Source organism: Methylophilus sp. (assembly GCF_008015755.1).
GTDB lineage: Bacteria > Pseudomonadota > Gammaproteobacteria > Burkholderiales > Methylophilaceae > Methylophilus.
On record NZ_SSGF01000031.1, the window covers coordinates 1 to 21,091 of the forward strand.

Annotated in this window: 17 protein-coding genes and 1 tRNA gene; 13 read left to right on the forward strand and 5 right to left on the reverse strand. The window is 51.7% G+C overall.

Going from position 1 to position 21,091, the window contains the following annotated elements; genetic code table 11:
- Positions 1-288 precede the first annotated feature (288 nt).
- From E6Q52_RS11735 to argS, 3 genes are all read right to left on the reverse strand, one after another.
- Positions 289-933, reverse strand: coding sequence for a thiol:disulfide interchange protein DsbA/DsbL (locus E6Q52_RS11735; RefSeq protein WP_292822246.1), 645 nt, complete (start codon positions 931-933; stop codon positions 289-291).
- A 71-nt stretch (positions 934-1,004) separates the two neighbouring features.
- Positions 1,005-1,595 (reverse strand): SPOR domain-containing protein, encoded by a 591-nt coding sequence (locus E6Q52_RS11740; protein WP_292822248.1) that lies wholly within the window; start codon positions 1,593-1,595, stop codon positions 1,005-1,007.
- A gap of 45 nt (positions 1,596-1,640) precedes the next feature.
- Entirely contained in the window at positions 1,641-3,299 is a 1,659-nt protein-coding gene (gene argS / locus E6Q52_RS11745; protein WP_292822250.1) for an arginine--tRNA ligase, read from the reverse strand.
- Positions 3,300-3,358: 59 nt separating this feature from the next.
- On the opposite strand from argS, the gene E6Q52_RS11750 reads away from it, so the two are divergent.
- The 11 genes from E6Q52_RS11750 (at position 3,359) to E6Q52_RS11800 (ending at position 17,923) form a co-directional block, all read left to right on the forward strand.
- Positions 3,359-5,629: a primosomal protein N' gene (locus E6Q52_RS11750; RefSeq protein ID WP_292822252.1), complete on the forward strand. Its 2,271-nt coding sequence runs from the start codon at positions 3,359-3,361 to the stop codon at positions 5,627-5,629.
- Positions 5,630-5,766: 137 nt separating this feature from the next.
- Positions 5,767-7,476 (forward strand): ShlB/FhaC/HecB family hemolysin secretion/activation protein, encoded by a 1,710-nt coding sequence (locus E6Q52_RS11755; protein ID WP_292822254.1) that lies wholly within the window; start codon positions 5,767-5,769, stop codon positions 7,474-7,476.
- Between the two features lie 246 nt (positions 7,477-7,722).
- Complete coding sequence (locus tag E6Q52_RS11760) at positions 7,723-11,097, forward strand: filamentous hemagglutinin N-terminal domain-containing protein (protein WP_292822256.1); 3,375 nt, start codon at positions 7,723-7,725, stop codon at positions 11,095-11,097.
- A gap of 104 nt (positions 11,098-11,201) precedes the next feature.
- Positions 11,202-11,275 (forward strand) — tRNA-Gly (locus tag E6Q52_RS11765).
- A gap of 11 nt (positions 11,276-11,286) precedes the next feature.
- A complete protein-coding gene (locus E6Q52_RS11770) occupies positions 11,287-12,144 on the forward strand; it encodes a hydroxymethylpyrimidine/phosphomethylpyrimidine kinase (protein ID WP_292822257.1) in 858 nt (285 codons plus the stop codon).
- Positions 12,128-12,754 (forward strand): thiamine phosphate synthase, encoded by a 627-nt coding sequence (gene thiE / locus E6Q52_RS11775; RefSeq protein WP_292822259.1) that lies wholly within the window; start codon positions 12,128-12,130, stop codon positions 12,752-12,754. The genes E6Q52_RS11770 and thiE overlap by 17 nt, the downstream gene beginning before the upstream one ends.
- 70 nt (positions 12,755-12,824) lie before the next feature.
- A complete protein-coding gene (mpl, locus tag E6Q52_RS11780; protein WP_292822261.1) occupies positions 12,825-14,195 on the forward strand; it encodes a UDP-N-acetylmuramate:L-alanyl-gamma-D-glutamyl-meso-diaminopimelate ligase in 1,371 nt (456 codons plus the stop codon).
- 15 nt (positions 14,196-14,210) lie between these two features.
- Entirely contained in the window at positions 14,211-15,167 is a 957-nt protein-coding gene (locus E6Q52_RS11785; RefSeq protein ID WP_292822263.1) for a TonB family protein, read from the forward strand.
- Positions 15,168-15,205: 38 nt separating this feature from the next.
- On the forward strand, positions 15,206-15,520 hold the full coding sequence (locus E6Q52_RS11790) for a ferredoxin (RefSeq protein WP_292822265.1): 315 nt from the start codon (positions 15,206-15,208) through the stop codon (positions 15,518-15,520).
- A gap of 12 nt (positions 15,521-15,532) precedes the next feature.
- On the forward strand, positions 15,533-16,786 hold the full coding sequence (locus tag E6Q52_RS11795) for a biosynthetic peptidoglycan transglycosylase (RefSeq protein ID WP_292822267.1): 1,254 nt from the start codon (positions 15,533-15,535) through the stop codon (positions 16,784-16,786).
- A 45-nt stretch (positions 16,787-16,831) separates the two neighbouring features.
- Positions 16,832-17,923, forward strand: coding sequence for a pseudouridine synthase (locus E6Q52_RS11800; protein WP_292822269.1), 1,092 nt, complete (start codon positions 16,832-16,834; stop codon positions 17,921-17,923).
- Positions 17,924-18,066: 143 nt separating this feature from the next.
- On the opposite strand, the gene E6Q52_RS11805 is transcribed toward E6Q52_RS11800, so the two are convergent.
- A complete protein-coding gene (locus tag E6Q52_RS11805) occupies positions 18,067-18,375 on the reverse strand; it encodes a hypothetical protein (RefSeq protein ID WP_292822271.1) in 309 nt (102 codons plus the stop codon).
- A gap of 285 nt (positions 18,376-18,660) precedes the next feature.
- Between E6Q52_RS11805 and E6Q52_RS11810 the strand changes: the two genes are divergently transcribed.
- Positions 18,661-19,050, forward strand: coding sequence for a YidB family protein (locus E6Q52_RS11810; protein WP_292822273.1), 390 nt, complete (start codon positions 18,661-18,663; stop codon positions 19,048-19,050).
- 42 nt (positions 19,051-19,092) lie between these two features.
- Here E6Q52_RS11810 and pyrE read toward each other — a convergent pair whose 3' ends face one another.
- Positions 19,093-19,740, reverse strand: coding sequence for an orotate phosphoribosyltransferase (pyrE, locus tag E6Q52_RS11815; RefSeq protein ID WP_292822275.1), 648 nt, complete (start codon positions 19,738-19,740; stop codon positions 19,093-19,095).
- A gap of 26 nt (positions 19,741-19,766) precedes the next feature.
- On the opposite strand from pyrE, the gene E6Q52_RS11820 reads away from it, so the two are divergent.
- Complete coding sequence (locus E6Q52_RS11820; protein WP_292822277.1) at positions 19,767-20,540, forward strand: exodeoxyribonuclease III; 774 nt, start codon at positions 19,767-19,769, stop codon at positions 20,538-20,540.
- The last annotated feature ends 551 nt before the right edge of the window (positions 20,541-21,091 follow it).

The following is a 21,091-nucleotide window of genomic DNA, read 5'->3' on the forward strand; positions in this document are numbered from 1 at the left end:
CCATCACGCTGAGTAGCGGAGACAAAATAAGAGTAGAGGGAGCGACTGTCCGAATCCCGCGGTGGGCTGCGGGGTTTGCAGCCCGCTAGGTTGAGTTTCGTGACCGGCTTATTTTGTTGAGCAACGCAAGGGAGCCGGAGGCCGTGATGGCTGGGTGCCCTCTTCTTTGGTTACTTTCTGAGGGGCAAGCATCAGAAAGTGACTCGCCGAGAGGCGAAATAAAAAGCTAGCGCTCAATAAAAAACGCCTGATAGTGGCATCAGGCGTTTTCTAATTCAAGTAACGGGCTTATTTTTTACCAGCTGCTCTGTCTTTACGCACATTCTGAATAATAAAGTCTGCAGTTTGCAACGCGGCTTCGTTACCACCAGCCATGGAGCTGCCGGTGACGTATTTACCATCAATAATCAAAGCCGGTACACCTGTTGCGCCAGAAGCGCGGAATGTCTGCATGGCTTTGTTCATTTGCATGTTGATGGCAAAAGATTTAAAGGCTTTTTCTACTTTGATTTTGTCGAGGCCGCCTTGTTTGGTGACCCAGTCAATCGCAGCAGCTTCATCGGCTGGATTCAGTGTTTTTGCTTTGTGGATTGCGTCAAATAACTGGCTATGCAGTTTATCGAGTACGCCGAGTTCTTGCATGGCGAAATAGGTTTTGGCCATCGGCGCCCAGTTGGCGTTAGGCAACGCTGGCATGCGTTTGAAATATACATCGGCGGGCAGTTTTTTGACCCAGGCTTGCAGTGGCTGTTCCATGTGGTAGCAGTGCGGGCAGCCGTACCAGAACAATTCCATGACTTCGATTTTGGCAGGTTGGTCCGTGGTGATTTGTTGCGCGACCTGATCAAATTGTTCGCCTACTTGTGGATCTGCCCAGGCGCTGCTTGCGGTAAAACCAGCCCAAAGCATCAAACTCAACAACATATTTTTCATACAGTCAGTTTCCTAAGTTTTGTGGAGCGTTATGCATTAACGTGGCAGCTGTCTATGCGATGACAGCCGCACTAATGGTTTGAAGATTCGATATTGACCTTGATCAGATTGGCCTGGAAGCCATTGGTTTCCAAATCGTGGCTGATTTTGTTGATTTTGGCCAGGTCATTTAGCGGGCCGATGCGCACACGGTGCATGGTGCCTTTGTTGGGGATCTCTGCGGTTTGTACAAACGCCTCAAAGCCGACCAATGCCAGGCGGGTTTTGAGGTTGTTGGCATCGTCTTCTTTGGCAAAAGCGCCGACTTGCACAAAATAGCTTTCCTGCTTGATAGTCGGGTTCTTTTTCACTTGCTGTTCGCTGATTTTGCTTTCGGTATCAGGCAAAATGGTATAAAAATCAAACTTGTTCGGGTCCTCAATCGAGGTCGTGCCCGGTTTGATTTCTTCCTCTGTCACCGTGCTTTTAATTGGAATTTCTTGCTGGCCGTCGTCTTTTTTAAACGCGCTGGAGAACGGGCTGTGGTCGCCCTTGATATAGATAATCAGCGCCACAGTCAGTGCGACACCCAGGAACAAGCCGACCAAAAGGCCATTAAAAAAGGTGCTGCCGCTGCTTTTGGTTTTTGCTTTGGCTTGTGAGGGTTTGTAGTCGCGACTCATGTGTGATGTTTACCAATCTGTTAAGCAGTCATTGTGCAAAGATGCTTACATTTTTTCCGGGGCGCTCACACCCAGTAAGGATAAGCCGTTGCGCAATACGGTGCGCGTGGCCGTGATCAGTGCCAGGCGTGCCAGTTTAACCTGTGACTCATCCACCAAAAATTTGGTGTCATTGTAATAACTATGCAAGGCACTGGCTAGCTCCTTGAGGTAGTTGGCGATCATGTGCGGCGCCAATGCCTGGCAAGCGCTGCTGACAACTTCAGGATACTGTCCCAGTGCTTGCATGAGGGCAGTTTCGGTGGCGCTTTGCAGCGGTGACAAATCGGCCGTCGCTAAACTGGTCACGTCGCCGTTCCACTGGGTGAGCACGCTGCAAATACGGGCGTGCGCATACTGGATGTAATAGACCGGGTTATCGTTGGTTTGTGCGCGTGCCAGGTCGATATCAAACACCAGTTGCGAATCCGGGCTGCGCGCAGCCAGGAAGTAGCGCGTGGCGTCGCAGCCGACCTCTTCAATCAGGTCGCGCAAGGTGACATAGCTACCGGCGCGTTTGGACAGTTTGACTTCTTCCCCGCCGCGCATGACAGTGACCATCTGATGCAGTACGTATTCCGGCCAGCCTTGTGGAATGCCGACATCCAGCGCCTGCAAGCCTGCGCGCACCCGGGTGATGGTGCTGTGGTGGTCTGCACCTTGTTCGTTGATGACGCGTTTAAAACCACGATTCCATTTTTCGCGGTGATAAGCGACGTCAGGCACAAAATAAGTAAAACCACCCTCTTTTTTGCGCATGACGCGGTCTTTGTCATCACCAAACGCGGTGGTGCGTAGCCATAAGGCGTCATCCAGCTCGTAGGTGTGGCCGCTAGCGATCAAGGATTGCACGGTATTTTCTACCTTGCCTTCGCTATAGAGGGCGCTTTCGAGTGAAAACACGTCAAATTTGATCTGAAATGCCTGTAAGTCCAGGTCTTGTTCGTGGCGCAAATAAGCCACGGCAAATTTGCGGATGGAGTCGGTATCGCTGACGTCGCCGCTGGCGGTCACTTGCATGTCGTCGGCGGTGATGGTGGCTTTGGCCAGATAGGCTTCGGCAATGTCGACAATATAGTCGCCACGGTAGCCGTCTTCCGGAAAGCCTGCATCGTCAGGACTGAGGCCTTGCACACGTGCCAAGACTGACTTGGTCAGGTTGTCGATTTGTGCACCGGCATCGTTGTAATAAAACTCACGTGTCACCTGCCAGCCATTGGCATCCAGCAGGCGGCACAAACAGTCGCCCACTGCAGCGCCACGGCCATGGCCAACGTGTAAGGGTCCGGTTGGGTTGGCAGAGACAAATTCCACCTGTACTTTTTCGGCCTGGCCAGCCTGGTTGCGCCCAAAAGCGGCGCCAGATTTAAAAATCTCATGCACAATGGCTTGTTTGCTATCCGCCGAGACAAAGAAATTGATAAAGCCAGCACCAGCAATATCTACCTTGCTGATGACCGTGTTGGCAGGCAAGCCATCAATAATCTGTTGCGCAATCGCGCGTGGATTTTGCTTAAGCGGTTTAGCCAACTGCATGGCGATATTGGTCGCAAAGTCACCATGGTCGGCAGACTTTGGCCGCTCAAGAATGATATTGAGGCTGGAAGTATCTTCCACCAGCGATTTCACCGCTTGCAGAATGAGTGCTGTGATCGTTTGTTTCAAGGTTAAAATGGTACTGAATAATCAAACCGCCATTTTAACCTAATTAAGCATTTTCACCCATGTGTTCAACCGCCACCGACCCTGAGGATTCCTTTCCTGCCAGCTTTGTACGCGTGGTGTTAGATGTACCACTGGATCGCCAGTTTGATTATCTGAATCCAGGGTTGCCAATTTTTGTTGGCAATCGCGTGGTGGTGCCCTTTGCCGGCAGGCAACTGGTTGGCATTGTGATGGCGCTGGTAACAGAGTCAGATGTGCCGCAGCATAAGCTCAAAGCCGTGCTGCAGGTGTTTGACGATGTACCGTTTGATGCCGCCAGTTTGAAGTTGTTACGCTTTTGCGCTGATTATTATCATTATCCTTTTGGGCAGACGGTGCTGGCGAGCCTGCCCTTGCGTTTGCGCCAGATTAAACCGGCCGTGACCCGTAAAATGTGGATGTACCAGCTTGCGCAAACAGTCCCGGAAGACTTTGTCGGTAAACGGCAACAAGTGCTGGGCCGGTTGATTGCGCATCTCCAGCAGCATGAATGCAGCGAGGCTATGCTGGGTGAGATTTCCAGTAGCTGGCGCAAAGCCATGCAACCCCTGCTGGAGGCAGGCTACGTTTCCAGGCGTGAAGTGATTGCGACGCGCCCTTCGCTGTCGTCCTCAGATCAGGCGCCAACCCTCAATGATGAACAAGCAGAGGCGGTTAACGCGATCCTGGGCAACTTAAACCGATTTCAGCCCTGGTTGTTATTCGGTGTGACAGGTTCGGGCAAAACCGAGGTCTACATTCGATTGCTGCAAACGGTACTTGCTGAGCCGCAAGCGCAAGCGCTGATCATGGTGCCGGAGATTAACCTGACTCCACAACTGGAAAGCCGCTTTCGTAGCCGCTTGAGCCAGTTTTCACTGGTGACCTTGCATAGCCATTTGAGCGAGAGTGAGCGCTTGCAAAACTGGCAGGCAGCGCAGTCAGGCACCGCACGTATTGTCATTGGTACGCGCTTGAGTGTATTTACGCCCATGCCGCATCTCCAGCTGATGATTCTGGATGAAGAGCATGACACCTCTTACAAGCAGCAGGACGGCATGCGTTACCACGCGCGGGATGTGGCGCTGGTGCGGGCCAAACAATGCCGGATCCCGGTGGTGCTTGGCAGTGCAACGCCTTCTTTGGAAAGCTGGTACAACGCCATAGGCGATCAGGAACAACATGCCCCGAATGCAAAAAAAGCCAGTTACCGCCTGCTGACGCTGACCAAACGCGCAGCCGCTCAGGCCAAATTGCCGCGTATTTTTTGCATTGATACCACGCACAGTCCGCCAGAAGCCGGGCTCACACCGCAGTTGAAGCAAGCCATTGAGTTGCGTTTGCAGCGTGGCGAGCAAAGCCTGCTGTTTATTAATCGCCGCGGTTATGCGCCGGTGTTGCATTGTTCCGCCTGCCAGTGGCTGGCAGATTGCCGCCGTTGTTCAGCCAAGGCCGTGTTGCATCTGCGCCAGCGTGTATTACGTTGCCATCATTGTGGTGACGAGCAGCCGATTCCGGTGCAATGCCCTAGTTGCGGTAATCCCGATTTGCGCCCGATTGGCCAGGCCACCCAGCGCATTGAAGAAAGCATGCAGCAGCTGTTTCCGCAGGCGCGGGTGGCGCGGGTGGATAGAGACACCATTCAGGCCAAGGATGCTTTAACGGCGCTGTTGTCCGCGGTGCATGCCGGTCAGGTGGATATTTTAATCGGCACGCAAATGCTGGCCAAAGGCCATGATTTTGCCAATCTGACCCTGGTGGGTGTGCTGGACATTGATAGTGCACTGTATAGCCCGGATTATCGCGCCAGCGAGCGCCTGTTTGCCCAGCTGATGCAGGTCGCTGGGCGTGCAGGACGCGGAGATAAGCCAGGCGAGGTGTTGGTGCAAACGGCTTTTCCGCAACATGCTTTATTTTCCGCTTTGCGTGAGCAAAATTATGCCGCTTTCGCTAACGATTTATTGCAAGAGCGCATGACCATGCAGTTTCCGCCCGCGACTTATATTGCAGTGATGAAAGCAGAAGCGCCAGACTACAGTCTGGTGAATCAGTTTTTGACCGATTTTAGCCAGGCTGCCAGGGACTATGTTTCGACATACGCCGCCACTTTGCCGGATCAGCCTTTGGTGTATGACCCGGTTCGCCCCGGCATTGCCAGGTTAAACAAGATGGAGCGTGGCTATGTGATGTTGCAGTCTGCACATCGCGGCGCCTTGCAGCAGCTACTGCAGGTGGCTGTGGGCTGGGTGAAGACACATCCGCTGCAAGCAAAAATCCGTTGGGTGCTGGATGTAGATGCACTGGAGTATTAGCAAAAGTTACAAATATGCTACTAAGTGCCTTTTAAATTGTAAAAAAAAGTTAGTATTTGGGTGTTTTTTAAGGGAATTTTGGGCGTTGTTATACTATTGAAGAGATTTTGGATTTTAGAAAGATTTGGGGAGTTATCTTGAACACACAATTAAAGCGTATAGGCCTGTTGCAGTTATTGGCACTAGGCTACACCTCTCAGGTATTGGCTGGCGGTGTTTCTTTGCCAGACATCCAGCAGAATTTGCCGAGACCTGTGTTGCCTGAATCCAGACCGATCATTCAGGTGCCTCAAGAAACACCGGCGACTGAAAAGAAACAAAAAAAATCCAGCCTCAAGATCATTGTCAAAGAATTCAAATTTTCGGGCAATAAACAGTTTTCAGACGAAGTGCTGGCGGCGCAATTGGCCTACCTCACCGGGCATGAAATTGGTATGCGTGAATTAAACGAGGCGGTGGGTACCGTTCGTAATTACTATCGTCAACGGGGCTATTTGCTGACACAAGTCTACTTGCCGACCCAGGATTTGCAAAAAAGCACGGCGACAGAAGCCGTGGTGTCACTGTCTATTCTCGAAGGCACATTAGGTGAAGTCAAAGCAGAAACTGGTGAAGGCCTCGACCAGGCTTACTTTCAGTCGCTTTCAGAGTATGGTTTGAACAAAGGCGATGTGCTTAATGAGCGCAATCTGGTGCGCAACATTATGGTGATGAACGGCTTGCCGGGCATCCAGGTGACTTCGCAGCTTAACCCTGGCGAAGCCGTCGGTAGCTCGGATGTAGCAATTGCTGTCGAACCTCGCGTGCCCCGCGTCACTGGTTTTGTTAGCGCCAGTAACTATGGTAACCGTTTCACCAACCGTGAAACATTGGGCTTTGGCGTCGCAGTGAATAATCTCCACGGCCGTGGAGACCAATTGGCGGTAGTTGGTAAAACGTCCAGGGATGAAGGTCAGCGCTCCATTAGTGGCTTGTACTTCACGCCGGTAGGCAGTGCTGGCACCATCATGAATGTGGCCTACAGCTATGTCGATTACAAGCTGGGCGGTCCTTTCAAGCAATTTGATGCGTCTGGGGATGCCCATTATTTCTATGGTTCGCTTGAACATCCATTGCTGCGTGAAACCAAAAAAGGGGTTGCGTTCAAGGTCGGCGGTAACTACAAAATTTTAGATGACGATGTGAATGCGTTTTCTATCAATAATCGTCGTGATATCAGCAGCCTTGAGTTAGGGTTTGTTGGCGACTGGATCAATGAGATCGGTAGTGTCGCTTATCAGTGGAGTTTCCTGGTGACTGGCGGTAACGTCTCTTATAAAGATTCTGCCGCAAAAACCAATGATAGAAATCAGCTCGATACCCAGGGCAGTTTTGTGAAGTGGAACTGGACTTCAAGCCGTACTCAAGTGTTTGAAAACGGGGTGAACTGGATCGTGCGTGCAGACTATCAGGGCGCAGGGAATAACCTTGATATTGCAGAACGTTTTGGTATCGGCGCGATTAACCGCTGGCGTCAATTTTCTGAAATCCCAAGTCAGGCGGATCAAGGCTGGATGGTGGGCACGGATGTGCGTAAAACCTTTGCGACGACTGGGGCTGATGTGACGCCTTACATCCAGTCAGTCACACCATTTGCATTCTATGATGCAGGGCGTGGCAAGTTGAACCATGATCCGATTGGTAACAGTGTCTATGTGCGCTCTAACCATATTGGTGTCGGTACAGATATTCAGTTCCCGGCACAATGGGTGTTGACCACGACGTATTCACAGCAAAAGCGTGATCTTGATGGCGCTGAAAGTAATACTGAGTATCAGCTTTGGGCGCAGTTAAGAAAAAATTTCTAGTTTCACGTCTGTCGTCAACCTGATCCAGGCAACAAGTCTGGACATATAAAAGTAGCCTGTGTGACCGCCCTTGCGTTCAATTGGAGATTGAGTGCAATGACGGTCACCATTAGTCATAGTGGGCTACATACAAAAATAACTTCCTGAACCAAAATTACACCCATATCAGGAATTGAGAGAAGTGTTGGTAACCCACTGATCGCAAGTGCAGATCAGTGGCGTTTCTTACTATAAAGGAGAAGTGTCATGAAAGCAGCATCCTTAAACCATGTTTATCGTTTGGTCTGGAGCAAGCTCCAGCAAGCCTGGGTAGCCGTGGCCGAAACGGCCCGCGCACAGGGTAAATCCAGTGTTACCGGGCAAGTGGGCGCAGCGATTGCGCCAGCGCAGCTTACTCTGGCTGCCTTAACCACCGCAGGTAAATGGCGTGTAGTGGTGGCGAGTGCTTTTGTGGCTGCCGTCATGCCAGTCTCTTCTTTTGCAGACACTAATGTCGTCGCTGGCGTGGTTGCCGGTGATCTGACCGTAAAAGACATCACTGCAACGCACACGCAATATATCCATACAGCGAATGTCAATATTGTGGATTTTTACAAGTTCGGCGTAATGAAGGGTCATCAGCTGGATGTTGTGATGCCAGACGCTGGCCGTGCACTGTATCGTGTGATTGGCAACAGCCGCTCTGAAATCAATGGGACACTCAATTCGAACGGCAGTCTGTTTCTGGTGAACCAGAATGGTATTTTGTTTGGTAAAGGGGCCGAAGTAAACGTTGGTAATATCGTGGCTTCTACCTTAAATATCAGCAACGACGCCTTTTTACAAGGCAACTATAAGTTTACGGCTGAGAACATGGCAGGCAACATCGAAAACCGCGGCGTGATTAAAGCGCAGGGTGAAGGTTATATCGTGATGCTGGGTAAAAAAGTCGTGAACTCCGGCACGCTGGTCGCCAGCAAAGGTAGTGTTGTACTGGCTTCTGCAAAAGAAGCCGTGCTGGATTTTTACGGTAATGGTCTGGTCAGAGCGAATTTAACCGGGCAGGCAGCAGAGGGCTTCGTTAAAAACAGTGGCCTGATTCAGGCCAATGGCGGCTTGGTGCAAATGGCGACCAACGCGCGTTCTGCCGCGATTAATATTTCTGGCATCGTCGAAGCTAACCAGTTGGTTGAGCGCGATGGCGTGATCCGCCTTGAAGGTGGTGATAACTCTAAAGTAGAAGTGTCTGGTCAATTGATTGCACAAGGCCAAGGCACAACGGGTGGTACGATTGAGGTCACTGGTGAGCAAGTGGCGCTGATGAAAGGCGCTTTGTTGGATGCCTCTGGTGATACCGGCGGCGGTAAAGTATTGGTGGGCGGTGATTACCAAGGTAAAAACGATGCCGTGTACAACGCCAGAACCACCTTTATTGCGCAGGGTGCCACCATTAAGGCTGACGCCTTAAAACAAGGAGATGGCGGTAAAGTGGTTGTTTGGGCCGATCATCTGACACGTTATTACGGCAGCATTTCTGCCCAAGGTGGCGCAGTCAGTGGTCATGGTGGTTTTGTTGAGGTTTCTGGCAAGCAAGACCTGGCTTTCCTGGGCACCGTAAATGTTGCTGCAGCAAACGGCCTGGGTGGGACCGTGCTGTTGGACCCTGAAACCATCAACCTGATCAGCAGCGGTTCTGGTATCACGGATAATCCTTCTGGTACACCAGATGTGGCGTTTGCTGATAATGCAGGCGGCACTACCAATATTAATGTGGCAGGGATCACAGGCTTTAACCAGTTGTTCCTGCAAGCCACCAAAGACATCAACGTCAATGCAGCGGTCACCATGACCAACACGGCTGGCAATATTCGTCTCGAAGCGGGCAATGATATCAATGTCAATGCGGCGTTGACCACGACTGGCACTGGCAGTATCAACTTGAAAGCAGATGCTGATAATGATGGTGTGGGTAACTTAGCGATAGGCGCCAATATTACTGGCCGCGGCGGTGTCGTGTTGTCTGCGGCAACCTTGAGCCATACAGCAGGCGACATTATCTCCGACGGTGACATAAGCGGTTTAGGTCATGCTGGCAGCGTGAGTATCACAGTCAAAGGCGACGCCAATCTGGGCGATGCCAACATTTATGCCAGAGGGCGCACCGATCCTCCCAGTGCAAGAAATGGCTATGATGGTGGTAACGTTGTGATCAAAGCTGGCAGCCTCAATATGACAGGTAATATCGATACTTCAGGCGGTAAGTCTGGCTCTACTGGCTCAGGAAGCGCTGACCCTGTCAAAGGTGTGTTCGGTGTAGGCGGTAAGGGGGGGGATGTCAGCATTACAACGACTGGTATTGCAACAGTTGGCAATATTACAACCCGAGCAGGTGATTCAGGGATTAACTCAGTTGTTTCTTCGACTTCAGGCGAAGTCAGTGTTAAGAGTACTGCGGGTAATATCACGGTGGGTGATATCACCACCAAAGGTGGTTTTAACGCCATTGGCAATAAAGTCACGCTCACTGCGACGGCTGGTACAGTCACGACTAAAAACATTGATACCAGTGGCGGTGCTGGCCGTAACAACACTGACGGCAAGAGTGCTGGTGCTGTGAATATTGTTGCCGCCAACGGCATTACCACTCAAAACATTGTGGCGAGTGGGGCGGATGGTGTTGGTACTAACAAATCAGGCGGGGCTGCAGGTGCGGTGACATTACAAACGACAGCGGCGAATAGCGATATCAATGTTGGTGCAATGACGGTGAAGGGTGGAGATAAAACCGGGACAGGTATTGCAGGCAATGGCGCTAAAATTCTTGTTCAAGCCATGCGTGATGTTTATATGAATGGCAATATCTTAAGCACCAGCAATGCGGTTGATGCCGTGCAACTGGTGGCTGGCCGTCACTTTATTAATAGCGCTAACTCCAGCATCAAGACTGGTACAAAAGGCCGCTGGACGATTTACAGCAATGACCCAACCGGCGATGTCAAAGGTAGCAATTTGCTGGCGACTTATGATTACAAGCAATATGGCACCGCATTTGGCGGCACCTTGTTAGGTACGGGTAACGGTTTTGTGCATCAGGTAACGCCAACAGTTACCGCAACCTTATCAGGCACATCCACCAAGGTATTTGATGGTAACAATACAGTCACTGATCTGAGTGGTTTGAGTCTGACAACTAGCGGTGTGCTTGATAATGATGTTGTGACCTTCTCACCAACGTCGGTAACCAGCGCATCGTTTGATACGGCTGCTGTGGGTGCCGGTAAGGTCATCACGACAGGTGCAACGACGATCACCAGCGCGCTGACCAACGAAGGTAAAGTGATCTACAATGCATACACCACCGTCATCAACGACTCTACCGCGACAGGCAGTATTACTGCCGTGCCGGTAACGCCGTCTGTGGCTGCATTTGCATCGCCGCGTGACAATGCAGGATTAGGTGGCTTGATTCCGAACAATCCAATCTTGAATACGATGTTTATCGTTTCTCTGAACCCTGCTGCGGGTGACGAGGAAGACCTGGATGCGGTGGCTTGCCCAACCAATGAAGATCGCTTGGGTAGTACGCCTATCTTGAGTTCTGGTGTAAAATTGCCAGATGGCGTGAACTCAAATTGTATTTAATTTAAGTGGCTAAGCAAAAGCCGGACAATTGTCCGGCTTTTGCTTTTGTGCCGAATAATGTTTTGTATTCGTCGCGACAGCAAGTAAAATAATGCCATTCGTATGCGGCTGTAGTTCAATGGTAGAACGCCAGCTTCCCAAGCTTGATACGCGGGTTCGATTCCCGTCAGCCGCTCCAAAGGAATTTTCATGGCCATCACCCCCCCCACCGTTTTAACCTTCGCAGCAACCGACCCCAGCAGTGGTGCCGGTGTGCAGGCAGATATCATGGCGCTTGCCAGTATTGGTTGTTACCCGCTGTCTGTGATTACCGGCGTTACGGTACAAGATACCGTGGGTGTGGAAAGTGTGATGCCACTGGATGCGGACTGGATCAATGATCAGGCACGCGCTATTCTTGAAGATGTGTCGGTAAACGCCTTTAAATTAGGCCTGTTAGGCAGTGTGGAAAACGTAGCGGTGATTGCCGAAATCGTCGCCGATTATCCGGATGTACCATTAATTATTGATCCTATTCTCGCTTCTGGCCGCGGTGATGAGCTGTCTAATGAAGAAATGCAGGCCGCCATGTGCGAACTGCTGTTTCCACAAGCGACGCTGATTACACCGAACAGCCTGGAGGCGCGTCGCCTGGCTTATTACGATGAGGGCGACGAGTTGAAACATAGCTCGCTCGAAGAGTGTGCATTGCGTCTGTTGGGCATGGGTAGCGAGTATGTGATGATCACCGGCACGCACGAGCGCTCGCTAGATGTGGTCAACAGTCTGTACGGTGTGCAAAACGAGATTCCGGGGCTGATTAAAGATTACCACTGGGAGCGCCTGCCGGGCAGTTATCATGGCTCCGGCTGTACCTTGACCAGTGCGATTACCGCTTGCCTGGCGCACGGATTGACCATGGAAGAAGCTGTGCATGAAGCGCAGGAATTTACCTGGCAGACCTTGCGTCATGCGTTCCGCCCTGGCATGGGGCAATTTATTCCTGACCGGTTCTTCTGGGCGCGCGAGTCAGACGTGCAGGAAAAAGCGAGTGAACTGCAGCATTAGTGGCTTATATCTGGTCACGCCAGATTGCGATGACACTGAGTTGCTTTGCAAGCAGGTGACACAGGCATTGCAAGGTGGCGTATCGCTGGTGCAATACCGGCATAAAACGGCCAGTGACACTTTGCGTTTAGAGCAGGCGACAGCCCTGCTGGCGATTTGCCGCCACTTCAATGTTCCATTGCTGATTAATGACCATGTGGCGCTGGCTGCGGCCTTGGATGCCGATGGCGTACATGTCGGCCAGCATGATAGTGCCATCGCCGATGCACGTGCAGTGCTGGGCCCACAGAAAATCATCGGCGCATCTTGCTATAACCGCTTTGAGCTGGCCGAACAGGCACAGGCTGTCGGTGCGAGTTATGTGGCTTTTGGCGCTTGTTACCCTTCTTCTACCAAGCCCAATGCGCCAAGCGCCTCTGCTGCATTATTTACCCAAGCTAAGCAGGTATTGTCCGTGCCCGTCGTCGGCATTGGCGGCATTACGCTGGATAACGCCCGCCCCTTGGTGCAGGCCGGGGCTGATGCGCTGGCGGTGATTACCGATATTTTCCAGGCCGCGGATATTGCGGTCCGCTGCCGCCAGTACCAGCCATTATTTGCCAAAAATTGAGCGCTAATCGCTACCGCTTTACCAGACGTTGTTTGGTAAAATGCATGCATTCATTGTTTTGGTAAAATTTATGCACATTCACATCCTCGGTATTTGTGGCACTTTTATGGGCGGCATCGCCGTGCTGGCTAAAGCGGCCGGTCACCGTGTCACCGGGTGTGATGCCAATGTTTACCCACCCATGAGCACACAACTCGAAGCGCAAGGCATCGAGCTCATTGAGGGATTCGACCCTAGCCAAACCAGCCTGAATCCAGATATGTATGTGATTGGTAACGTGGTCACTCGTGGCAATCCGCTCATGGAAGAAATCCTCAACCAGGGCTTACCTTATATTTCTGGCCCACAATGGCTGGCTGAGAATGTGTTGCAAGGTAAGTGGGTACTGGCTGTCGCGGGCACGCATGGCAAAACCACGACTTCTTCCATGTTGGCCTGGGTGCTGGAATATGCTGGCTTGGCACCTGGCTTTTTGATTGGCGGGGTGCCAGAAAACTTCGGCGTGTCTGCCCGTTTGCCACAAACGCCTAAACAAGACCAGAAATCAGTCTCGCCGTTTTTTGTCATCGAAGCCGATGAATACGATACGGCGTTCTTCGACAAGCGATCCAAGTTTGTACATTACCGCCCACGCACGGCGGTGTTGAATAACCTGGAATTTGATCACGCCGATATTTTTGAAGACCTGCCTGCCATCGAGAAACAATTTCACCACCTGGTGCGTACTGTGCCACAACAAGGCCTGGTCGTGGCCAACCAGCAGGACAGCCTGGGCCGCGTGATTGCGCGTGGTTGTTGGAGCGCATTAGAACGCATAGACAGCGCCAGTGGCTGGCAAGTGCAAAACGTGGATGCGCAAGGCCGTTTTGATGTGTATTTAAACGGCGAACGTCAGGGTAATGTGAGTTGGGACTTGCTCGGTGAGCATAACCGCAGCAACGCACTGGCTGTGATTGCTGCCGCACGCCATGTCGGCGTCGCACCCTGTATCGCGATTGAAGCTCTCGGTGAGTTTAAAAACGTCAAACGCCGCATGGAGATCAAAGGCGTGGCCAGTGAGGTCACCGTCTATGATGACTTTGCCCACCACCCAACGGCGATTGCCACCACGGTGGCTGGTTTGCGCGCCAAAGTCGGCACCGCCCGCATTCTGGCCGTGCTGGAGCCGCGCTCTAACACCATGAAATTGGGCGTGATGAAAGACGCCTTGCCCGATAGCCTGCGTGATGCCGATGCCGTATTTTGCTATGCCAATAATTTAGGCTGGGATGCTGCCGCTGCCTTAGCCCCTATCCAGCAAAAAGCGCAAACCTATGACGATCTAGATCAACTCGTGACTGCCGTGACTGCCATGGCCAAGCCAGGGGATCATGTGCTGGTGATGAGCAATGGCGGCTTTGGTGGCGTACATCAAAAACTATTGCAGGCGTTGCAGGGATAAGCAGGCAGATCGCCGATGAGTGCGCGTGATGGCTTTCGTAAACGCTCGCCACTGGTCTGGGCGTTGTGGTTTTCGCTATTGGCGCATGCGGTGCTGCTGACGCTGCATTTTCAACCGGAACTTAAAGCCTTTAAAGACCAGATACCTTCATTAGAAGTGATGCTGGTGAATAGCAAAACGCAAAGTGCGCCAGAAAAAGCCGATGCGCTGGCGCAAGCCAATCTGGACCGCGGTGGCAATACCGATGAAAAGCGCAAAATGAAAAGTGCGCTGCCCAGCGTGCAGCACATGCCAGCCTCGATGCCACAGGCTGCTCAAGCCACGCTACCGTCAGCCACCACGGCGAGCAGTCCGCATGAGGCTGAGCTGGTGCGTGAAAAACAGCGTGTGGCGCAACTGGAACAAGAAGCACAAGCACTGCTCACACAGTTAAAAGCCAGCCAGGCCATGACCAGTTTGCAGACGCCGCCCTTGTCGCAGCCATATCCGGCCACCAAGCAGCAACCACCTTCACAGCATGTGCCTGTGCACGCACAACCACAAACGGCAGCTATGCAAGAGATGGCCAAGCTGGAGGCGCTGATTGCCAAGCAGCAGGAAGAATACGAAATGCGGCCCAAGCGCCAGTTTATTGGCGCGCGCACCCGCGAATACCGTTTTGCCAATTATGTTGAGCAATGGCGGCAAAAAATAGAGCGCGTCGGTAACCTGAATTATCCACAAGCCGCGATGACCCAAAAGCTCTACGGCAAACTGCAAATGACCGTTTCGGTGAAAGCCGATGGTAGTATAGAAAGTATTCGTATCCACCAGAGTTCCGGGCACAGGCTACTGGATGAATCTGCACGCCGTATTGTCCAATTGGCTGCGCCATTTCCGGTGTTTCCGCAGGATATTCGTCACGATACCGATGTCCTAAGTATTACGCGTACCTGGACCTTTAGCAGAGATGATCAACTCTCCACCGAATAAGCGCTGCATTCGGTGCGAGGCTTTATAAGGCAATCGTTATGACCACAAGCCACTTTCAATACCATGTCTTTTTTTGTCTTAATCAACGCGAAAACGGCGAAGACTGCTGCATGAACAGAGGCGCCGAGGCGGCTTTTGACTACATGAAAAAGCAGGTCAAGCAACAAGGCCTGGCCGGTGCTGGCAAAGTGCGCATCAACCGCGCCGGCTGCCTGGACCGCTGCGGCGAAGGCCCCGTGATGGTGATCTACCCGGATGCGGTGTGGTATACCTTTGTTGATGAAAGCGATATTGATGACATCATTGCAAGCCATCTGCAGCAAGGCAAGGTGGTGGAGCGTTTGTTGGTTTAAGGTGACGCCACAATGCTGAAAAAATGGTGCCAACGCCTCGTCATTAGCTTGTTGATTGCCAGCTTGCTGGCAGTCCTCGGCGTGGCTGCCTGGATTTGGCAACCCTATGACAAAACCGCCTGGCGGGTGAAATTGCCCATCGGCAGTGGTATACAAGTACGCGTCTTGCCCATGCTGATGCTGGCGACCTCCCCTGCCGGTCGCTGGTTGCTGGATAAAAAAGGCTTCAGTCTGCATCATGGTGATATCCGGCTTTATGATGCCGATGGTTTGCGCGTGCATTGCCAGCAGTGTTGGCTGGAGGCGAAATCTGTCAGTGATAAACCACTGGTGCTGGACGCGGTGGAGTTGTGGTTAAAGCTCGACGGCCAGCAGTTAAGTGGGCATTTATTAGTCGATGCGGCCAACCAGCCGTTCAAGATTGATTTTGAAGGCAAGGCGACCATGCGCGCGTTGAAACTGAACTGGACACTGCCGACGACGCCGCTTACCAGTTTATTAACCCCCTTATATTCGCATTCAAATGCTATCGCGCAAGCTACGGTTTCTGGCTTTCTTTACGCCACGGGCACCTTACGTTGGCCCAGGCAAAGCTGGAGTTTACAACCTCAGCTCACGCAATTACAGGTCAGCGGGCTGGACTTGAGCAAGGTCACCACTGCGTCTGTGCAATATGATTGCCCGCTGCTGGATGAACAAAAACATCCGGAAAAAGTACATTGGCTCAGTTACGATAAAATGGGCCGCTGGCTACCGATGGCGACTATCATTGCCGAAGATGCTGAGTTCAGGCACCACCCCGGCTATGCCATCACGCAAATGCAGCATTTGTTGGGCAAAGAAAGCACAGACAAAGCCGTGGGTGGCAGCACCATTACCCAGCAAGTGGTGAAGTATATGTTTACCAACGGCGAGCGCACCTGGAAGCGCAAAATAGAAGAATTGCTGTATGCCGTACAACTGGAAAACACACTGGATAAAACGCAAATTCTCAACCTGTATCTGAATACGGTCGACTGGGGCCCGAGTTTGTGTGGTGCGCATGCGGCGGCAAGCTATTACTTTGGCCTCTCCCCTGCGCAGATGAATCCGATTCAAGCTGCGTGGCTGGCAGGCATCATCAAAAATCCGCATCGCGCCTGGAAGCAGCAGTTTATAGCCAAAAAGCCAGAATTAGCGCGCGCCGAAAGCATTTTGCGCTATATGCCCGAAAGTGCGCGCAAGCAGCCGGGCAACCTGAATTTTCGTGCGTCAGCAGCCAAATAAACTACAATAGCACCTTATTCATCTTTCATTAGTGAGACGACTGTTTTGTCTACGCTCAAACTCAATAAAACTCCCGCTACCGCTGATCAACCCCGCCAGAAAACGGTCAGGCGCATGTCACCAGAGCTGCGCGACCGCACCAAAGCGCCAGTGATTAAAAAAGACCCGCGCGCAGAGGGTGCATCAGAATCAACCCCTAACGAACAAGCGCCACGCAAAGAAAAAACCTTTAAAGATCAAGCCGCGCGTAAACCTGCAGGCAAGCCCGCACATGCTGGCGGCCGTCCGTCCGCGGCCAGATCAGGCGCTGGCCGCAGCGAAAAACCGCGTGATAAAGATCGCCCATACGCCGCAAAAACTGTTGATAGACTCGCGCGCAGGCCAGCACCTGCTGCACCGGAAAGTGATTTGCAGCCGCGCTTATCTAAAGTGATGGCAGACCGCGGCCTATGCTCACGCCGTGAGGCCGATGACTGGATTGCCAACGGCTGGGTCAAGGTTGATGGTGAAATTATCGAAACCTTAGGCACACGGATTGCACCGGATGCCGAGATCGTGATCAGTGCCTATGCCAAAGAGCACCAGGCCGAAACCGTCACCATTTTGCTGCACAAACCTGTTGGTTACGTGAGCGGGCAAGCCGAAGATGGCTATGAACCTGCGGTTGTGCTATTTAATCCCGACAATCAATGGGCAGAAGACAGCAGTGGCATCGACTTCAAGCGCGGCCATTTACGTGGCCTGGCCCCGGCTGGTCGATTGGATATCGACTCCACAGGTTTGCTGGTACTCACGCAAGATGGCCGCGTCGCACGTAAGCTGATTGGCGATGACTCCAATGTAGAAAAAGAATATCTGGTGCGGGTAGAAGGACAGCTCAGCAATAATGGCCTGGCGTTATTAAATCATGGCCTCAGCTTGGATGGCGTGCAGTTAAGGCCTGCCAAAGTGTCATGGCAGAATGAAGACCAATTGCGATTTGTGTTGCGTGAAGGCCGCAAACGGCAGATTCGTCGTATGTGTGAATTAGTCGGGTTGCATGTGGTTGGGTTAAAGCGGATTCGGATTGGTAGTATTAACCTGGGTAAGTTACCGCCTGGGCAATGGCGGTATTTGGGTGCGCATGAGCGGTTTTGACGAGGTTTAGAGACGTCCCTGACGTGTGGAGATAGCGATAAAAGGTTATTCTTTAGATTGGTTGTTGTAGGTATTCTAGGGTGGGCATGGTTGCCCGCGGGTTTGTGGTTGTTTGTGAGGTTGCTTTTCGCTTTTTCAGCGAGTTACTTTTCTTTGCTTGCCCAAAGAATAAGTAACCAAAAGAAATGCACCCCAGCTTCCGCTTGATTCCTGCGTTGCTCGTCAAAATAAGCGGTCACGAAACTCATCCTAGCGGCCTGCACAAAACGCAGGCCACCGCGGGATTCGGACAGCCGCTCGCTTAATCTTATTTTGCCTGCGCTACTCGGCGCGGCAGATGGGGACCCCGAACACCATGCGACTGCAACCGTTCGCGAATTGAAGAAAAAATCTGTTTTTTTAACCGTCCAAACTTTGGCACTGCTGCTTAAGTGAGATAAATCCCATTCCATCACGCTGAGTAGCGGAAACAAAATAAGAGAAGAGGGAGCGACTGTTTGAGTTCCGCGGCAGCTTGCGTAGTGTGCAAGCTGCTAGGGCGAGTTTCGTGACCGGCTTATGCCTAAGTCCAGCAAAGCATCGGACGAAAGTCCTAAGCTGAGCAACGCAAGGGAGCCGCAGGCCGTGATGGCTGGGTGCCCTCTTCTTTGGTTACTTTTTGAGGGGCAAGCATCAGAAAGTGACTCGCCGAGAGGCGAAAAAGTAAGATTCAATATAATGATTATTTAGGAGCCATAATGGGATTATTCGATAGCGTCGCCGGTGCCATGATGAACAAAGTCATGGGTGATAAAGGCCCTTTGGCCAAACTGGCCATGGAGTTGTTTCAGCAATATGGCGGTTTGCCAGGTATTTTAGAAGCGCTGAAAAGTGGTGGTTTGTCTGAGCAGGTGGATTCCTGGGTCGGCACGGGCGCTAATCTCAATGTCAATGCGCAGCAAATTGGTGCCGCGTTGGGCAGTTCTGTGTTGGCTGGTATCGCTGGTAAGTTGAATATGAGCACTGATGAACTGACTGGCAAAATTGCCGAGCATTTGCCGGATGTCGTGAATCAATTGACGCCGAATGGCGCGGTGGAGAATAACCCGGCACTGATTATGCCGCGTTTAATGGGCATGCTGAAATAAATAAAGCGAGCATTTGCTCGCTTTATTGTTTGGCGCACGGTCTTATCTTACGCAATATTGCGCGCGATATGCTTCAATCGCCGGGAAGTATTGCGCCAGCTTGTCGTTGCCTTGCAAATAGGCAAACAGGTCGGCCAGTTTGGCGATGCTGACGACTGGCATCTGGTTGGTTTGCTCGACTTCTTGTACGGCGGATAATTCGCCCAGGCCTTTTTCCTGTCTATCCAAAGCAATACTCACTGCACAAGGGGTGGCACCTGCGCGGCGGATCAACTCTACCGATTCGCGGATAGAGGTGCCTGCAGAAATCACGTCATCAATAATTAGCACACGGCCTTTGAGCGCGGCGCCGACCAAGGTGCCGCCTTCGCCGTGGTCTTTGGCTTCTTTGCGGTTGTAGGCATAAGGATAGTTTTTACCCATACGCGCAAAGGCGATGCTGATGGCGGTGACCAGCGGAATGCCTTTATAAGCGGGCCCAAACAGCATGTCGAATTGCAGGCCAGACTGTAGAATGCTGTTAGCGTAGAACTCGCCCAGTTTGAGCATGCTTTCGCCATCGTCAAACAGGCCAGCGTTAAAAAAATAAGGGCTTAAACGGCCGGCTTTGGTTTTAAATTCACCAAAGCGCAACACCTGTTTCTGGATGGAAAAAGCAATAAAATCGGCACTGAGTGTGTTGGCAGTCATTTTTAAAAGCAGAAAGTATTTAAACAATGCGTATTATAACCTTGAACCTCAATGGCATACGGTCGGCCTGTAACAAAGGCTTTTTGCCGTGGCTGGCCAATAGTGGCGGCGATATTGTCTGCTTGCAGGAGCTCAAAGCACAGGCCGCCGACATGCAGCCCGAGATGTTGCAGCCACCTGGTTACCACGGCTATTTTCACTATGCCGAGAAAAAAGGCTATAGCGGCGTTGGCATCTACAGCAAACAGCCTGCAGATAAAGTTATCATCGGCTTGGGCCATGCGCATATTGACGCCGAAGGCCGCTACCTCGAATGCCAGTATGGCAATTTGAGTGTGGTGTCTTTATATCTGCCCAGCGGCTCCAGCGGCGAAGAGCGCCAGCAATTCAAGTTTGAAGTCATGTCATTATTCTTACCGCATTTGGAACAGCTCATCGCCTCTGGCCGCGAAGTGGTGATTTGCGGTGACTGGAATATTGCGCATCAGGAGATCGACCTCAAGAACTTTAAAGGCAACCGCAAAAATTCTGGCTTTTTGCCAGAAGAACGTGCCTGGATGACCGATGTACTGGGGCGTGTCGGTTGGGTGGATACCTACCGTAGTTTGTATCCAGAGACGACGGATGAATGCTATACGTGGTGGAGTAATCGTGGTCAGGCGTGGGCGAAGAATGTGGGTTGGCGGATTGATTATCAACTGGCAACGCCAGCGTTAGGCGCGAAAGTGGTGGCGGCCAGTGTGTATAAGGCGGAACGGTTTAGTGACCATGCACCGTTGACGGTGGATTATGCGGATTGATTAAAGAAGGCTATTTTTGGACTTCTCGGCCATATCATTGCCTCTGTATCATTATAGTTTTAGGCGGAATCCAGGCGTGGTGGGATTTCTATAAAACGTTGTTCTTTATATTGGGTGGTTTCTTTTCGCGTTGTCGGCGGGACCTAGTCGTAGGGTGGGTATTTTTGCCCACGCCGTTGTGGTTGTTTGTGAGGTTGCTTTTCGCTTTTTTAGCGAGTTACTTTTCTTTGCTTGCCCAAAGAACAAGTAACCAAAAGAAAGTGCACCCCAGCTTCCGCTTGTTTCCTGCGTTGCTCGTCAAAATAAGCGGTCACGAAACTCAACCTGGTAGCTCACACAAAACGTGAGCTACTGCGGGATTCGAACAGTCGCTCTCTTCCTCCTTATTTTGACTGCGCTACTCGGCGCGGCAGATGTGGACCCCGAACAGCATGCGACTGCCACCAAAATCGAATTGAAGAAAAAGAATCTGTTTTTTTAACCGTTCAAACTTCTACGCTGCTACTTAAATGAGAATAATCCCATCCCATCCCATCCCATCCCATCCCATC

Bases quoted from the DNA above. Each gene is read 5' to 3' on its own strand.
- E6Q52_RS11750 (WP_292822252.1), top strand. From the start codon at position 3,359: ATGTGTTCAACCGCCACCGACCCTGAGGATTCCTTTCCTGCCAGCTTT.
- E6Q52_RS11805 (WP_292822271.1), bottom strand. From the start codon at position 18,375: ATGGAATGGGATTTATCTCACTTAAGCAGCAGTGCCAAAGTTTGGACG.
- E6Q52_RS11735 (WP_292822246.1), bottom strand. From the start codon at position 933: ATGAAAAATATGTTGTTGAGTTTGATGCTTTGGGCTGGTTTTACCGCA.
- E6Q52_RS11820 (WP_292822277.1), top strand. From the start codon at position 19,767: ATGCGTATTATAACCTTGAACCTCAATGGCATACGGTCGGCCTGTAAC.
- E6Q52_RS11810 (WP_292822273.1), top strand. From the start codon at position 18,661: ATGGGATTATTCGATAGCGTCGCCGGTGCCATGATGAACAAAGTCATG.
- mpl (WP_292822261.1), top strand. From the start codon at position 12,825: ATGCACATTCACATCCTCGGTATTTGTGGCACTTTTATGGGCGGCATC.
- pyrE (WP_292822275.1), bottom strand. From the start codon at position 19,740: ATGACTGCCAACACACTCAGTGCCGATTTTATTGCTTTTTCCATCCAG.
- E6Q52_RS11760 (WP_292822256.1), top strand. From the start codon at position 7,723: ATGAAAGCAGCATCCTTAAACCATGTTTATCGTTTGGTCTGGAGCAAG.
- E6Q52_RS11740 (WP_292822248.1), bottom strand. From the start codon at position 1,595: ATGAGTCGCGACTACAAACCCTCACAAGCCAAAGCAAAAACCAAAAGC.
- E6Q52_RS11770 (WP_292822257.1), top strand. From the start codon at position 11,287: ATGGCCATCACCCCCCCCACCGTTTTAACCTTCGCAGCAACCGACCCC.
- E6Q52_RS11790 (WP_292822265.1), top strand. From the start codon at position 15,206: ATGACCACAAGCCACTTTCAATACCATGTCTTTTTTTGTCTTAATCAA.
- E6Q52_RS11795 (WP_292822267.1), top strand. From the start codon at position 15,533: ATGCTGAAAAAATGGTGCCAACGCCTCGTCATTAGCTTGTTGATTGCC.
- E6Q52_RS11785 (WP_292822263.1), top strand. From the start codon at position 14,211: ATGAGTGCGCGTGATGGCTTTCGTAAACGCTCGCCACTGGTCTGGGCG.